The organism is Vreelandella neptunia (assembly GCF_000712975.1).
Lineage (GTDB): Bacteria > Pseudomonadota > Gammaproteobacteria > Pseudomonadales > Halomonadaceae > Vreelandella > Vreelandella qaidamensis.
The window spans coordinates 434,719-448,612 of sequence record NZ_JHQL01000003.1 but is presented as its reverse complement, the minus strand read 5'-3'; the positions used below and the strand labels follow the sequence as shown (position 1 = coordinate 448,612).

Genomic DNA, 13,894 nt, shown 5'->3' with positions numbered 1-13,894 from the left:
CTAATATGACAGCATTAACAATTTGCAAACTATATTTCATTCAATACGCCGCACGCTTGTAAAACTGGGCAAACCACCGTCCCAATGCATCCAAACAGCAAACGCTCTTCCAACAATATTATCTTCAGGAACAAACCCCCAATAACGGCTATCGTTAGAGTGGTCACGGTTATCGCCCATAGTGAAATAGTGCCCATCTGGAACAACCACTTCACGCATCTGGGGGCCGGGATCTCGGGGGTTATTGTAGATATAGTGACTAACGCTACCTAGTTGCTCTTCTAATAATAACTGCTGCGGTGAAAGCTCGGGGCCTTCTTCTACCAATGTTTTTGTAATTGGCTCACCGTTAACATACAGCTGTTTCCCTTCATAACGAATCCTGTCCCCAGGTAGGCCCACCACCCGCTTAATAAAGTTAACTGCTGGCTCTTCTGGAAAACGGAAGACCATTACATCGCCTCGTTCTGGATCATCTACTTCCAGGAAGCGATGATGCACCACAGGCAGACGCAACCCGTAGGCAAATTTATTCACTAGGATAAAATCGCCCACTTCAAGCGTTGGTTTCATTGATCCTGATGGAATCTGAAACGGTTCAACAATAAAGCTACGTACAACCAACACTACTAGCAAAACTGGGAAAAATGAGCGCGAATAATCAATTGGCCACGGCTCTTTTAACAGTTTCTCGCGGGTGGGTGCATCTAAGCCTTCCGTGGTCGCTGCTTCAGCAGTCGCTAATCGCTCACGGCGCTTAGGCCTCAGCCAAAGCACATCCAGTAAATAAATAGCCCCAGACAGCGCAACGGCAATTACCAGTAATAGTGAAAAATCCATGTGGGGTAAGTATCCCTAGTCGTTTACCTTGAGCACAGCAAGGAAGGCATCCTGGGGAATTTCAACACGCCCCACCTGTTTCATCCGTTTCTTACCGGCCTTCTGTTTTTCCAGTAGTTTCTTTTTACGGCTGACATCGCCGCCGTAACATTTTGCCGTCACGTTTTTACGCAGTGCTTTGACCGTTGAGCGCGCAACCACTTGGCCCCCAATAGCCGCTTGAATAGCCACGTCAAACATTTGCCGAGGAATCAGTTCTTTCATTTTTTCCACTAGCAAACGGCCACGGTTATGCGCATGATCGCGGTGGATAATGACGGCCAACGCATCAACTTTATCGCCGTTAATCAACACGTCCAGACGAACCAACTTAGCGGCTTCAAAACGCTCGAAGTTATACTCCAGTGATGCATAACCACGCGAAATTGACTTCAAGCGATCAAAGAAGTCCATGACAACTTCTGACATAGGCAATTCATAGGTTAACTGGATCTGATTACCAAGAAATTGCATGTCTAGTTGGGTACCACGTCGCTGTTCACACTCAGCAATCACGTTACCAACATACTCTTGCGGGACCAGGATGCTGGCACGCACGATGGGTTCTCGCATCTCGTCAACATCGGCCATATCAGGCAGTTTTGATGGATTCGATACGTACTGAATATCGCCATTCTTCATGGCAAGTTCATACACAACCGTTGGCGCTGTGGTGAGTAGATCAAGATCATATTCACGCTCTAAGCGCTCTTGGATGATCTCCATGTGCAGCGTGCCTAGGAAACCAACGCGGAAACCAAATCCAAGCGCATCGGAGTTTTCCGGCTCATACTCAAGGGAAGCATCATTGAGCGCGAGCTTTTCAAGTGCATCACGGAAGTCTTCGTAATCATCGGCACTTACAGGGAACATGCCCGCATACACCTGAGGCTTCACCTTTTGGAAGCCAGGTAAGCGAGGCACATCGGGCGTTTTAGTGTGGGTGATGGTATCGCCCACCGGTGCACCGTGGATTTCTTTGATGCCAGCGACAATAAAACCTACTTCACCCGCACGCAGAATATTGGTCTCTTTACGCAGCGGGGTAAAAATCCCTACCTCGGTGGCTCCCCAATCACGCCCTGTGGACTTGATGCGGATTTTGTCGCCTTTGCGCAATGTTCCGTCAAACAATCGCACTAGCGAGACAACACCTAGATAATTATCAAACCAGGAATCGATAATCAACGCCTGAAGCGGTGCATCAGGATCACCCTTGGGAGGCGGAATATCCCGCACGAGTCTCTCTAATAAAGCGTCGATACCAATGCCGCTTTTTGCTGACACTTGGCAAGCATCGGTAGCGTCTAGCCCGATAATTTCCTCGACTTCTTGCGCAACCCGGTCAGGGTCAGCCTGGGGCAAATCAATTTTATTAAGAACTGGCAATACTTCCAGGCCCTGCTCAATCGCGGTATAGCAATTAGCAACCGACTGGGCCTCTACCCCTTGAGCCGCATCGACAACCAAAAGCGCCCCTTCACAAGCGTATAGAGAGCGTGACACCTCGTAAGAGAAATCCACGTGCCCAGGCGTATCGATGAAATTGAGTTGATAAACTTCACCGTCTGCCGCCGTGTAATCCAACGTAACGGACTGCGCTTTGATAGTGATACCACGCTCGCGCTCAATATCCATGGAATCGAGCACTTGCTCCTTAAGCTCTCGCTCGGTCAGACCGCCACAGGTCTGAATCAAACGATCTGATAGGGTCGATTTACCATGATCGATGTGGGCGATTATCGAGAAATTACGTATATGCTTGAGCTTTCCGCTGGAAACGTCTTGAGACATCGAGTGTGTTCTGCCTTATGGGTATGCAAGGTGCTGTTGGCGGTATTAAACCAGCATGTACGGGCAATAAAGGTTGCCGCACCACCACTTTGCCAATGTTCGTCAAAAAGATAAGCGCTATTGTAGCGATATGCGAGAGATAGGAACAGCAGTCCGGCGAGAACCGCCGGACTGGAGAGACAATCAGCGGGTTACTTTAGACGTAATGCCACAAATAGCGAGCGACCATCTCGGTACAAACGCAAGGGTATAGCGCGATCATCTGGCAAATCTTCAACAATTCTCACCAGCTCATCTGCTGAAGAAACGCTGCGGTGATCAATGCTGACCAATATATCGCCTACACGTAGACCCGCTTGTGCAGCAACACTGTCGGGGTCTACTTGGCGTACCTCGACACCACCACTAATGTTCAGGCGCTCGCGCAGTGCTTCGTCAATTTCTACCACGGCCACGCCTAGGCGAACCTGATTATTACTGCTCGAACTATCGCTATGATCAGCTTCTGAATCAGGCCAGCTGCCCAGTTCAACCGTTTCGGTTACCTCTTCTCCATCACGCATCAGCGTTAATTCAACATCACTGCCTGGAGCAACGCGACCAATCAAGCGCGGTAACGTACTGGAACGATCAACCTCTTCTCCGTTCACTTCGATAATCACATCACCTGCCTGAAGACCACCTTGCGCCGCGGGGCCCTCCGGGTCTAGATCAGCGATCAGCGCGCCAATCGCCTCCTCCATGCCAAACGACTCGGCTAGATCACGAGACACCGGCTGAATCATTACGCCCAACCATCCACGATTAACATGCCCGTCTTCACGTAGCTGGTCAGCTACATCCATTGCTACATTAATGGGAATAGCAAAAGAGAGCCCCATAAAGCCGCCGCTACGCGTCAGTATTTGTGAGTTAATGCCGACAACTTCCCCCTCTAGGTTAAATAAGGGACCACCAGAATTACCTGGATTAATGGCAACGTCGGTTTGAATAAATGGCACATAGACATCACGAGGCAATGTGCGGTTAATAGCACTCACAATTCCTGCTGATACAGAGTGATCGAAACCAAAAGGCGATCCTATGGCAGCCACCCACTCACCGACTTTTAATTCATCAGAGTCGCCGAGATTAAGCACTGGCAAATTATTGGCATCAACTTTCAGTAGCGCTACATCTGTCTGCGTATCGCTACCCACTAGTTCTGCAGTTAGTTCTCGGCGATCATTTAACCGCACAAGAATTTCATCAGCATCTTGAACCACATGAGCATTTGTTAGCACATAGCCATCGGCACTAATAACAAAGCCAGAGCCAAGTGACTGACGTTCTTCGCTACGCCCTGGCCCCCGGCTAGGGGGTGGAGAGGGAAAGCTGTCACCAAAAAAGTGCCGGAAAATTTCGGGGATATCTTGGCCACCAAAACCTTGGATAGATGGCCCAGAGCCACGTTGAATCGTCCTACTGGTAGAGATATTGACCACACCAGGGGCTGCATCTTCAACCAACTTGGTAAAGTCAGGAAGGGTTTGCGCGTGGGCATTTTGCCCCACAGCCAAAAGTGCCATAAAGCACAGCCAAAGTACGGAAGGAAGAACCAAGCGCTTCATGCAACAGCTCCTAATCAAGCAAGTACTGACCACGTACTAAACGTAAGGAAGTGCAACTCTCAGCGAGTTACAGGAGTATCAACTGACCAAGCGTGGACGGAAGCGTTCCACTCGCCCACGCAGAAGGTATTTTAGGATGACCATAGAAACGATTAACGTACTAAAAAATAGCAGCGCGCAAAACCAATCACTCACTCCCCTACCCGCCGCAGCCCCAGAGATGATAATAGAAAACAAAAGGGGCAACGCATAAACAAGCAGAGCCAGCACGCTGACGTCACTTTTCTCGACAGTGAACGAAACTAAGCTACCTAGTGGATAACGGTTTGCATAGTGTGAGGGCAAACCACCTGGATCAATAACAGTGTGCGGCTGACGACGAGCTAACAGCCCCGCGCCACAACCACGCCCTTCAGCACATCTCTGACAAGCAACATTGCTCGACACATCAACCACGAGCCCTGTTGTCGAGTGAGCAATGACAGTGCCTGAACGTACAATAGCTTTGCAATTTGTAGTGTTCACAACGAGATACCCAATTACTCAAATTGCACTGACTGAACAATTCGTTGCAGCAACTCAGCAGGTAGCTCACCGATGCCGATTAATTGCCAGGTCTGGTCTCCAGCATCTATCAATGACACAGCAGCGGTAGACACACCTATGCGGTGAACACCCTCTTGCAACATTGATTGACTAACGGGCGATACAAACACACTCACGGCCGCTAAGCCATCGCTGTACACACGCTGATTACTTTGCAGCCCCGGCTCTACAGGTTGCTCAACAAACCCTTCTGGCAGCCAAGTTGCCTGCCAAGACTGGTCAAGCATGCGTGAATCTTTAACGCGAAGCACTTCACGACCAATATCCCCCCTAACATCCCCTTTATACGCTGAGGGAGAGTGAAGCTGGGTGATCTGGAAAGTTTCGAGTACCCGACCTTGAGCATCACTAAGTACGTGCTTAAGCAATAACCCTGTCGCTTGATCGACCCACCAAGCGTGATGGTACCGCTGGCTATCACTTGGTGAAAAGCGAAGTTCTACGGCGTCTCTCTCGGCTACCCGTGTTTGATCTTTAAGCTCAATGTCATAGTGCTCAGCAACATGATCTGCCCATGCTTCTGGAGAGAGCGGATCGGCATCGCTGGAGGGAAACCACGCCAAATGACCCGCGATAGATCGGCGTTCGACGCTCACCGAGGGACCATCCAGATGCTGAACAACTTGTTGACGAACGCCATCTCGGATGCGGTGGGAGAGTGCCAACGTTCTTACCCCGATAGCATCTATAGACACCGCCCGCGCTTGAAACTCAAAGCAGTGCCCTGCATATACGCTGGCTACAAGCCATTCTTGGGCAGTGTTAGAAGTGAACTGGTCAAGTGCGTCTACACAAGAAAGCGATGGATAGCTATCAGCTTTCAGCTGGAGAGGCATTAAGCTGGCACCCAATACGCATAGGCTGACCACGAGCTTGCCTCTCCAGCATGGATATTTTCCAATCACGTTACCAGCCACGTAGGCCCTCGCTTAGTGAAAAAAAGGTAGGCCAATGTGCCTGTCAACGTTGCCCTAAAGGTTCTGTTACTGACGAAGAGCGCATTAATGGCATCCAGCTATCACCGCTCCCACCTGCCGCACCTTGCGCATGCTGTTCAAGATATGATTTGAGCAAACGGATCTGGTCAGCATCAATGGCCATTGTCTGTTGAGACATATCTCCTTGAGGCGCAGTCGGTGTAGAGAAGCCAGCATCGCTAACATTCATAAAACCGCTTTGGCCAGATTGACCACTAATCCGAAATGGCGTTTGTTCAAACATCGGCATTTCGGACGATGTCATTGAGGCCGGCTGAGGAGCTGATAAATTAACAGGCTGAACCTGCAAGCCACCACCTGACTGCGCTGCAATGCTATCGTCGGCACCCTGTGAACTACCTGGCGACGTATTGCCGTTGCTAAAAAACTGCACGCCGGTTATTACCATGAGCGAGACAGCCGCCGCTACCCCTGCACCACGAGCAAAAGAAAGCCCACCGGAACGAGCAGGAGTAACCACAGTGTCGTTTTCAAGGACCGGTGCCGGCTCATCACGCAATCGATCCATGATGCCAGCCGAAAGATCAATGCTTACATCTACGTTTCGTTCACGCTGCATCATGCTGCGCGCCAAATGATAGCGCCGCCACGTCTCTGCTGCATCAGAATCATCAGGCAGAGACTTCAACACTCGGCGCAATTCAAGCTCGTCACTCTCGCTATCCATCAACGCTGAAAGCGACTCCCGTGTGTTATGACTCATACTTCACACCCTCACACTGTGTTAAAAGAAGCGCTGCGATGACACTGCTAACGAGTGTTTATCAACCCAGCAACTCCACAGGCCAAGACCTTGTTTCAAATCGCCAATTTTTAAACGCTTAATAATCAATAGCTTTAACTATTCGCTACCGAAACTTCCTCACTAAGCGTGGCACGTTCACTTGGCGCTTAATCGACCTAACTAAGATCGTCAGATTCTATGACGCTTCGCTTTCCAGACAGTTCACAAAAAATGTAAAAACGTAATCAAATGTGAATGTGAAGCAATGTTTTGCCACTAGCACCCGTTGCTCATCCAGCAGCTCCTCATCTGGGAGCTGCTTTCCTTAGGGTTTAAAACAGCGCTTAAGGGTTCAAAACAGAGCTTAAAAACACGATTTAAAAACAGCACTATCTATTAACAGGCTTGCCACCATGCTTCAGACCCTTACTCTTCGCGGCTGTTCCGTGCCGTTGTTACTAATGGACGTATATGCTCATCAACTGCTTCACGGGCGCGGAAAATGCGCGAGCGCACTGTCCCCACAGGGCACTGCATTACCTGGGCAATATCTTCATAAGCCAAGCCGTCTAGTTCACGCAGCGTAATCGCGGTACGTAGGTCATCCGGCAGGTTCTCAATGGCTTCGTAAACGGCAGCTTCTAATTGATCACGGGCAATCGATGCCTCTGGCGACTCAGCGTCAGCCAGCCGCCCACTCTGGTCTACCAGTTCAGCATCAACGATATCAAGGTCGCTCCCTGGAGGCCGACGGCCCCGTGACACTAAATGGTTTTTAGCCGTATTGATCGCAATGCGGTACATCCAGGTATAAAAAGCGCTTTCAGCGCGAAATTTACCAAGCGCTCGGTACGCTTTAATAAACGCTTCTTGCGCTACATCTTGTACTTCAGAGTGGTCGTGAACATAACGGCCAATCAACCCAATAATTTTGTGCTGATATTTTTTTACCAGTAGATCGAAAGCACGTGTATCACCTTTTTGGGCACGCTCAACCAACTGCTGGTCTGTTTCACGGGTGCCCATTCACACCCCCCTCCCGCTCGTGCGACGCACGCCGAGCGCTATCTCTCTTCGCCCTTTCATGTGGGCCTTCACAGCAAGCAGCATAGTGTCCCTTGGGCATTGGTTAATCTTAATAATGACAGATGGTAGAAAATGATTCGTCTACCACATTGAGTGTTAAAAATGTCCAATGGTACTTAGTGTTACGCGTTCTTAGCGAGGCATCAAGCGCTTACACTCTCTGCTTCCCTTTTTTACTCTCAACTGGAACCTTAGATTGATCCAAAGGTCCTTAGAATCTTGACCATGACACTTTTCGATTAGAACAAGTTCCGCAACAATTGATTTTTACCCGCCTGACACGCCATAGTAGAGCCACTTTTAGTCCATAGCGCACGCACAGGTAGCATGATGTCAGATCAGCAGGTTAGTAACCTTAACGTCCTTGCACAGGATGTTCTTACCACCCCCGCAGCCCTCAAGCAGACCATTCCGTTAACGGAAACTGCAGAACGCTCTGTTATAGAGGGCCGTCGTACCATTCAAAACATCCTCGATGGCAAAGATCACCGGCTTCTCGTTGTCGTTGGCCCATGCTCTATCCATGATGTGGATGCCGCACTGGACTACGCACGACGTCTACGTAAATTAGCAGATCAAGTAAATGACAGCCTTTTTATTGTCATGCGCGTTTATTTCGAAAAACCCCGTACTACCGTCGGTTGGAAAGGGCTGATTAACGACCCGCATCTTAACGACTCTTTCGAAATTGATGAAGGCCTGCATATCGCGCGCAAGTTACTGGTGGACCTAGCTGAAATTGGCCTACCGCTTGCAACGGAAGCGCTAGACCCGATTTCACCGCAGTATATGCAAGACTGCATCAGTTGGTCAGCGATTGGTGCACGCACTACAGAATCGCAAACCCACCGGGAAATGGCCTCTGGACTCTCTTGCCCGGTAGGTTTCAAAAATGGTACCGACGGCAGCCTAGACGTTGCCATTAACGCCCTACAGTCTGTTGCTAGCCCTCACAATTTCCTGGGCATCAACAACGAAGGTCAAGTCGCTATTATTCGTACCCGAGGTAACGCTTATGGCCACGTCGTCCTTCGCGGCGGCAATGGCAAACCCAATTATGACAGCGTCAGCGTTGCCCTAGCAGAAAAAGAGCTGAAAAAAGCCGACCTTTCCGCCAACATTATGATCGATTGCTCGCACGCCAATTCTAATAAAGATGCTGGCCTACAGCCGCTGGTGCTCGAAAATGTCACCAATCAAATATTGGAAGGCAACACCTCCATTATCGGTCTGATGGTTGAGTCAAACATTGGCTGGGGCAATCAGAAAGTGCCTGCCGATCTTAGTCAGCTAACATACGGCGTTTCTATCACTGATGCCTGTATCGACTGGGACACAACGGTCGATACCTTTACCCGCATGAACGAGAAACTTGCTCCGGTGCTCGCCAAGCGCATCGCCCAGTAAGAACACGGCTAGCAAGCAAGCGACCCCGCAAGGCTATTAGCCTTAGCAGGGCGTTTGTTTGCTAGATGATATGACGACATTTTGTTACTACATGATTTCTTGTTACTACATGACTTCTTGTTACTACATGATTTCTCGCTTGAACGGCGGCAATGCATCTAACAACGCCTGACCATACCGACGCGTAATGACCCGACGATCTAGCAACGTAATGACACCTCTGTCGCTCTCCTTGCGTATCAAACGCCCACAGGCTTGTACTAGCTTGATTGACGCATCCGGAACGCTAATCCGCATAAACGGGTTTCCGCCCTGGCTTTCAATCCACTCAGCTAGCGTAGCTCCCACTGGATCATCCGGCACCGCAAATGGCAGCCGTGTAATCACCACATGGGTGAGATAGTCGCCAGGCAAGTCGATACCTTCAGCAAAACTGGCCAGGCCAAAAATAATACTCCCTTTGTTATCATCAACTGCCGCACGATGGCGCTCAAGCAATTCGCGCTTGGGAAGCGCATCCTGCGCCAACACCCGCTCCTTAGCTGACGCAGGTAAGGCTTTTTCCACCGCTCGCAGCTGCGCCCGAGAAGAAAACAGCACCAGCACCGCTTCGTCAGCTCCCAACTGGGTCACGAAATTAACGATGGCGCTTTCATGGGCATCGCGATCACTAGGATCAGTTGCCTCTCTAGGCACACGCAAAATAGCATTGGCGTAATCAAAGGGACTCGGCAACGCCTGATAGCGATAGCGGTTTGCTAACCCAGCGCGCTCCTGAATACGTTCAAACCGCCCTAATGCAGTCAGCGTCGCCGATGTTACTACCGCACCATGGCAGCGCCCCCACAAATGTTTTGCAAGCGTATGTGCCGCGGATACCGGACTTGCCGAAAACTCTATTTCTGGCTCCCCCGCCACACGACTAAGGGTAATCCAGCGAGCGCTCGGCGGCGCATTGGCAGCATCTAGTTCGCTGAATGCTTGCCAAAGTGCATGGGCTTCCAGCGAACGCCCATGAAGCAGTGCAATCAGCGGCAACCATGCCTCAGCTTGCTCTCTATCCAAGCCAGTTTGCTTATCCGGGTCGAGGCTTTCGCGCAGGATGTCACTAATGCTTTCCAGACTGCGTGACAGCGTGGCAAACATGACTAACAGCTGCTGGGCTTGTTCGCGAAGTGCTTCAGGCACTTGGCCTTTCTCAAAACGCAGCTGATGGTTGGCCTCTTCATCCGACAGGCCGTTTTCTCGCCCGGCCAGCTGGTGGCCCATACTAAATACATCGCCCAAAGCAGGCTCTAAGCTATGCAGCAGCTCAGGCAATCCAGCGAGCAAGCGCGCAATTGTCGGTTGAACCGCTAACCCCTGATGCAGATCCGTCAAACTGCTCTTCAGAGTTTTAAGCCAACGCAAACAACCGTGTACCGCAAAGCGGTGAGCAAAATGAGAGAGCGCCTTATCAGGCAGATGATGGCCTTCATCAAAAATGAAAATGCAGTCGGCAGGGTCCGGTAAAATAGCACCGCCACCCAGCGCCAGGTCAGCAAGCACCAGATCATGGTTAGCGACGATAACATCGGCATTTTCCAGCTCACGGCGGGAACGAAAAAAGGCGCAAGCACCAAAATGACCACAGCGACGGCCTGTGCATTGACGATGATCCACCGTTAGCTGCCGCCAATGGCCATCGTCGATCGACGCCGACCATGTATCGCGATCGCCTTCCCATTCGCCTTTACCGTAAGCCTCCGCCATATCGGTGGCTAATAGCGAAAAGTCACTGCTGTGGGATTGAAGTGACTGCTCAAATAGCGACAGCGTCGGGTTTGGCTCAACGCCTTCTAACGCCTGGTCAAGACGTGCAACACACACGTACCTGCCACGCCCTTTTGCCAAGGCATAACGAAAAGCAATACCGCTATGACTGGCAAGCGAAGGCAAATCTTGATTAAGCACCTGCTCCTGCAGTGCCACCGTGGCAGTGGAAACAATCAGTCGCTTTCCCTGCGCTTTGGCTATTGGCAAGGCAGCGATCAGGTACGCCAGCGTTTTACCTGTTCCGGTTCCCGCCTCCAGCACGCACACATGATTATCGTTTGTGCGCTTGCCTTCGCCGTCCTGCTCAATGCCACCTAGCGTACGAGCAATTTCTGCGATCATCAGACGCTGGCCGTAGCGTGGCGTCAGCTCAAGCCTCTCCACCACGCGACGATAGGCGTCTTGAATATCGCTTTTCAGCGCATTATCGAGCATGCGCGTTACAGCATGCCTTCCGGCGGATGTTCGCAGGGCAGTTTACCGTTAATGTAGCGCTCAATTTCTGGTAGCGAGAAGGCATCTTCTTCACCAACAAAACTAATTGAAACGCCCTTAGCACCTGCACGCCCAGTCCGCCCAATGCGGTGAACGTAATCTTCAGGATCTTCCGGTAAGGTGTAGTTAATCACGTGGCTGACATCTTCAATATGAATGCCACGACCGGCTACATCGGTTGCCACCAGCACTTGGATTTCTCCCTCACGGAAGCTTTCCAAGGTTTTGATGCGCTGATTTTGCGGTACATCGCCAGATAGCATAGCGACGCTCACGCCTGCTTTTTTCAGCAAATCATCAAGCTTGCGCACAAGGTCACGACGATTACCAAACACCATCACACGCTCGAAGCTTTCCTGCGTTAGCAGGTTAATCAGCAACCGCTGTTTATCCTCATCCGACACAAGATAAACGCGCTGATCGATATCGGCCTGATTTTCAACAGTGACTTCGATCTCTACGTGGGCAGGATCAAGCGTCCACTGGCTTGCCAGGTTCAAGATATCGTCAGTAAAGGTTGCCGAGAACAGGAACGTTTGACGCTCCTCTTTCTTAGGCGTGTAGCGAATAATGCGCTTCACATCGGGAATAAAACCCATAGAAAGCATGCGATCCGCTTCATCCAATACCAATACTTCAACTTCAGAGAGATCAATATCACGCTTCTGATGAAAATCCAGCAGGCGCCCTGGTGTTGCCACCAAAATATCAATCTTCTTGCCTAGGCTCTCGCGCTGCTTTTGGTAATCCATGCCGCCAACAACACTCGCCACATTAAGCTGTGTAAAGCGGGCAAGCGCTTTAGCATCTTTTTCAATTTGCAGCGCCAGCTCCCGAGTAGGCGCAATAATCAACGCACGGGGTGCCCCTGGCTTTTGGCCATCCGGGGTTGGCTCTTCCAGAAAATAAGCCATTACTGAAATCAAAAAAGCAGCGGTTTTTCCGGTGCCTGTCTGCGCCTTGCCGACAATATCGCCACCCAGCAAGGTGTGACGCAGAGCCTCTGACTGTATAGGCGTGCAGTATTCAAATCCTTGGGCATGAATAGCGCGCATTAAAGGCAGCGGCAAATCAAAGTCATGAAAGCGCCACTTGCCGGCAACGGCGGGCACCTGAAACTGACGAAGATCCCAGTTCGATTGACGACGACGCGGTTTCCGACGGCGACGTTTAGGCTTGCGGTTCTGGGCCGATGCTGTGGTCTGTTCCGACTCGCTCATAGGCTGTGTATCTGTCCATTGCTGTGGATGTTAGGCATCACGAAGTGCGCATTGTACCAGGGCTTGGCGATAAGAGCGCGTCCTGCTGTCGAAGGAGTGCGCTTGCCTGTTAGAATGAAGCATAAATTAACCCAAGGAGCGCGACATGACGCGTAAGAAAAAAACCCGTTCACTCGCGGATAAGGTCACTATCCGTACTGGTCGCCGCAAAGATTACAAAAAGTGGCGCCATGATAATCCTGATCAGGTGGCCCCCTCACGCCGCTTTGTGGCTAAAAAGCAGCAACAACGCAAGCTTCAAGCAGTGCGTAAACTAGCACGCCAGCAAGATGGACAACATATTGCTATCCATCCGGACAAAGAAGGAGACAAGCCTTCTGGGGATCGTTCGTAATGCGTTTGGTTTCATTTAATATCAATGGCATTCGGGCACGGCTTCATCAGCTTCAAGCGCTGATCGACACGCAGCAGCCAGATGTTATTGGCCTGCAGGAAACCAAAGTGCAAGACAGCGAGTTTCCTCTGGCTGACGTTGAAGCCATGGGCTACCACGTTTTTTACTACGGTCAAAAAGGCCATTACGGGGTTGCCTTAATGTGTCGGCAAAAACCCCAAGAGGTATTTTATGGCTTCCCTGATGATGAGGAAAATGCCCAGCGCCGGATGATTGGCGTGCGGTTACTAGCCGAAAATGGCGAAACAGTCACCGTGTGGAATGGCTACTTCCCCCAGGGTGAAAATGTTGAACACCCAACTAAATTCCCTCATAAAGCGCGCTTTTATCAGCAGTTGGCAAGTCTGCTACAAAACCAGCACCATCCTGAAGAACAGCTGGCGATCATGGGGGATTTCAACATATCGCCAGAAGATCAGGATATTGGCATTGGTGAGCCAAGCCGCAAACGCTGGCTACGCGAGGGCAAAACCAGCTTTCAGCCCATCGAGCGAGAATGGCTTGACGGCATAAAAGCGTGGGGCCTGAGCGACAGCTATCGGCTGTGTCACCCAGATAACAGTGAATGGTTCAGCTGGTTTGACTATCGTTCAAAGGGTTTTGACCGCGAGCCAAAACGCGGCCTGCGCATTGACTATATTTTGGTGTCTAAACCGCTTGCCGACTGCGTCACCGGTGCAGGCATTGATTATGAATTGCGCGGTATGGAGCGGCCTTCCGATCACGCTCCCACCTGGAGTGATTTTGCGCTGACGCTTTCCCAGACAGGCTAAGCACAAACACGCCAAACACACGTACGCCCCTTA

At 50.7% G+C, this 13,894-nt stretch carries 12 protein-coding genes; 3 read left to right on the top strand and 9 right to left on the bottom strand.

Annotated elements, in window-relative coordinates; all coding sequences use genetic code 11:
- Positions 1 to 36: 36 nt before the first annotated feature.
- The 7 genes from lepB to rpoE form a co-directional block, all read right to left on the bottom strand.
- Positions 37 to 840 carry a signal peptidase I gene (gene lepB, locus CR46_RS0110120; protein WP_030072491.1) on the bottom strand — a complete coding sequence of 268 codons (804 nt, stop codon included), beginning with the start codon at positions 838 to 840 and terminating at the stop codon, positions 37 to 39.
- Between the two features lie 15 nt (positions 841 to 855).
- Entirely contained in the window at positions 856 to 2,673 is a 1,818-nt protein-coding gene (gene lepA / locus CR46_RS0110115; protein ID WP_030072489.1) for a translation elongation factor 4, read from the bottom strand.
- Between the two features lie 191 nt (positions 2,674 to 2,864).
- The gene (locus CR46_RS0110110) at positions 2,865 to 4,283 is read right to left on the bottom strand and encodes a DegQ family serine endoprotease (protein WP_030072486.1); all 1,419 of its coding nucleotides are present in this window, start codon (positions 4,281 to 4,283) and stop codon (positions 2,865 to 2,867) included.
- 78 nt (positions 4,284 to 4,361) lie between these two features.
- On the bottom strand, positions 4,362 to 4,808 hold the full coding sequence (locus CR46_RS0110105; protein WP_030072485.1) for a SoxR reducing system RseC family protein: 447 nt from the start codon (positions 4,806 to 4,808) through the stop codon (positions 4,362 to 4,364).
- 14 nt (positions 4,809 to 4,822) lie between these two features.
- Positions 4,823 to 5,725, bottom strand: coding sequence for a MucB/RseB C-terminal domain-containing protein (locus CR46_RS0110100; protein ID WP_232222369.1), 903 nt, complete (start codon positions 5,723 to 5,725; stop codon positions 4,823 to 4,825).
- Positions 5,726 to 5,849: 124 nt separating this feature from the next.
- Positions 5,850 to 6,590, bottom strand: a complete 741-nt coding sequence (locus tag CR46_RS0110095; RefSeq protein ID WP_030072481.1) for a sigma-E factor negative regulatory protein — start codon at positions 6,588 to 6,590, stop codon at positions 5,850 to 5,852.
- Between the two features lie 447 nt (positions 6,591 to 7,037).
- Positions 7,038 to 7,637: an RNA polymerase sigma factor RpoE gene (gene rpoE / locus CR46_RS0110090; RefSeq protein WP_030072479.1), complete on the bottom strand. Its 600-nt coding sequence runs from the start codon at positions 7,635 to 7,637 to the stop codon at positions 7,038 to 7,040.
- A gap of 390 nt (positions 7,638 to 8,027) precedes the next feature.
- Between rpoE and CR46_RS0110085 the strand changes: the two genes are divergently transcribed.
- Positions 8,028 to 9,104, top strand: a complete 1,077-nt coding sequence (locus CR46_RS0110085; protein WP_030072478.1) for a 3-deoxy-7-phosphoheptulonate synthase — start codon at positions 8,028 to 8,030, stop codon at positions 9,102 to 9,104.
- A 123-nt stretch (positions 9,105 to 9,227) separates the two neighbouring features.
- On the opposite strand, the gene dinG is transcribed toward CR46_RS0110085, so the two are convergent.
- The gene (gene dinG, locus CR46_RS0110080) at positions 9,228 to 11,354 is read right to left on the bottom strand and encodes an ATP-dependent DNA helicase DinG (protein ID WP_030072477.1); all 2,127 of its coding nucleotides are present in this window, start codon (positions 11,352 to 11,354) and stop codon (positions 9,228 to 9,230) included.
- A 5-nt stretch (positions 11,355 to 11,359) separates the two neighbouring features.
- On the bottom strand, positions 11,360 to 12,634 hold the full coding sequence (rhlB, locus tag CR46_RS0110075; protein WP_030072476.1) for an ATP-dependent RNA helicase RhlB: 1,275 nt from the start codon (positions 12,632 to 12,634) through the stop codon (positions 11,360 to 11,362).
- A 145-nt stretch (positions 12,635 to 12,779) separates the two neighbouring features.
- On the opposite strand from rhlB, the gene CR46_RS0110070 reads away from it, so the two are divergent.
- A complete protein-coding gene (locus CR46_RS0110070) occupies positions 12,780 to 13,028 on the top strand; it encodes a hypothetical protein (RefSeq protein ID WP_030072474.1) in 249 nt (82 codons plus the stop codon).
- Positions 13,028 to 13,861 (top strand): exodeoxyribonuclease III, encoded by an 834-nt coding sequence (gene xthA / locus CR46_RS0110065; RefSeq protein WP_030072472.1) that lies wholly within the window; start codon positions 13,028 to 13,030, stop codon positions 13,859 to 13,861. The genes CR46_RS0110070 and xthA overlap by 1 nt, the downstream gene beginning before the upstream one ends.
- Positions 13,862 to 13,894 lie beyond the last annotated feature (33 nt).

Coding starts and splice junctions, on each gene's coding strand:
- lepB (WP_030072491.1), bottom strand. CDS start 840: ATGGATTTTTCACTATTACTGGTAATTGCCGTTGCGCTGTCTGGGGCT.
- lepA (WP_030072489.1), bottom strand. CDS start 2,673: ATGTCTCAAGACGTTTCCAGCGGAAAGCTCAAGCATATACGTAATTTC.
- CR46_RS0110110 (WP_030072486.1), bottom strand. CDS start 4,283: ATGAAGCGCTTGGTTCTTCCTTCCGTACTTTGGCTGTGCTTTATGGCA.
- CR46_RS0110100 (WP_232222369.1), bottom strand. CDS start 5,725: ATGCCTCTCCAGCTGAAAGCTGATAGCTATCCATCGCTTTCTTGTGTA.
- CR46_RS0110095 (WP_030072481.1), bottom strand. CDS start 6,590: ATGAGTCATAACACACGGGAGTCGCTTTCAGCGTTGATGGATAGCGAG.
- rpoE (WP_030072479.1), bottom strand. CDS start 7,637: ATGGGCACCCGTGAAACAGACCAGCAGTTGGTTGAGCGTGCCCAAAAA.
- CR46_RS0110085 (WP_030072478.1), top strand. CDS start 8,028: ATGTCAGATCAGCAGGTTAGTAACCTTAACGTCCTTGCACAGGATGTT.
- dinG (WP_030072477.1), bottom strand. CDS start 11,354: ATGCTCGATAATGCGCTGAAAAGCGATATTCAAGACGCCTATCGTCGC.
- rhlB (WP_030072476.1), bottom strand. CDS start 12,634: ATGAGCGAGTCGGAACAGACCACAGCATCGGCCCAGAACCGCAAGCCT.
- CR46_RS0110070 (WP_030072474.1), top strand. CDS start 12,780: ATGACGCGTAAGAAAAAAACCCGTTCACTCGCGGATAAGGTCACTATC.
- xthA (WP_030072472.1), top strand. CDS start 13,028: ATGCGTTTGGTTTCATTTAATATCAATGGCATTCGGGCACGGCTTCAT.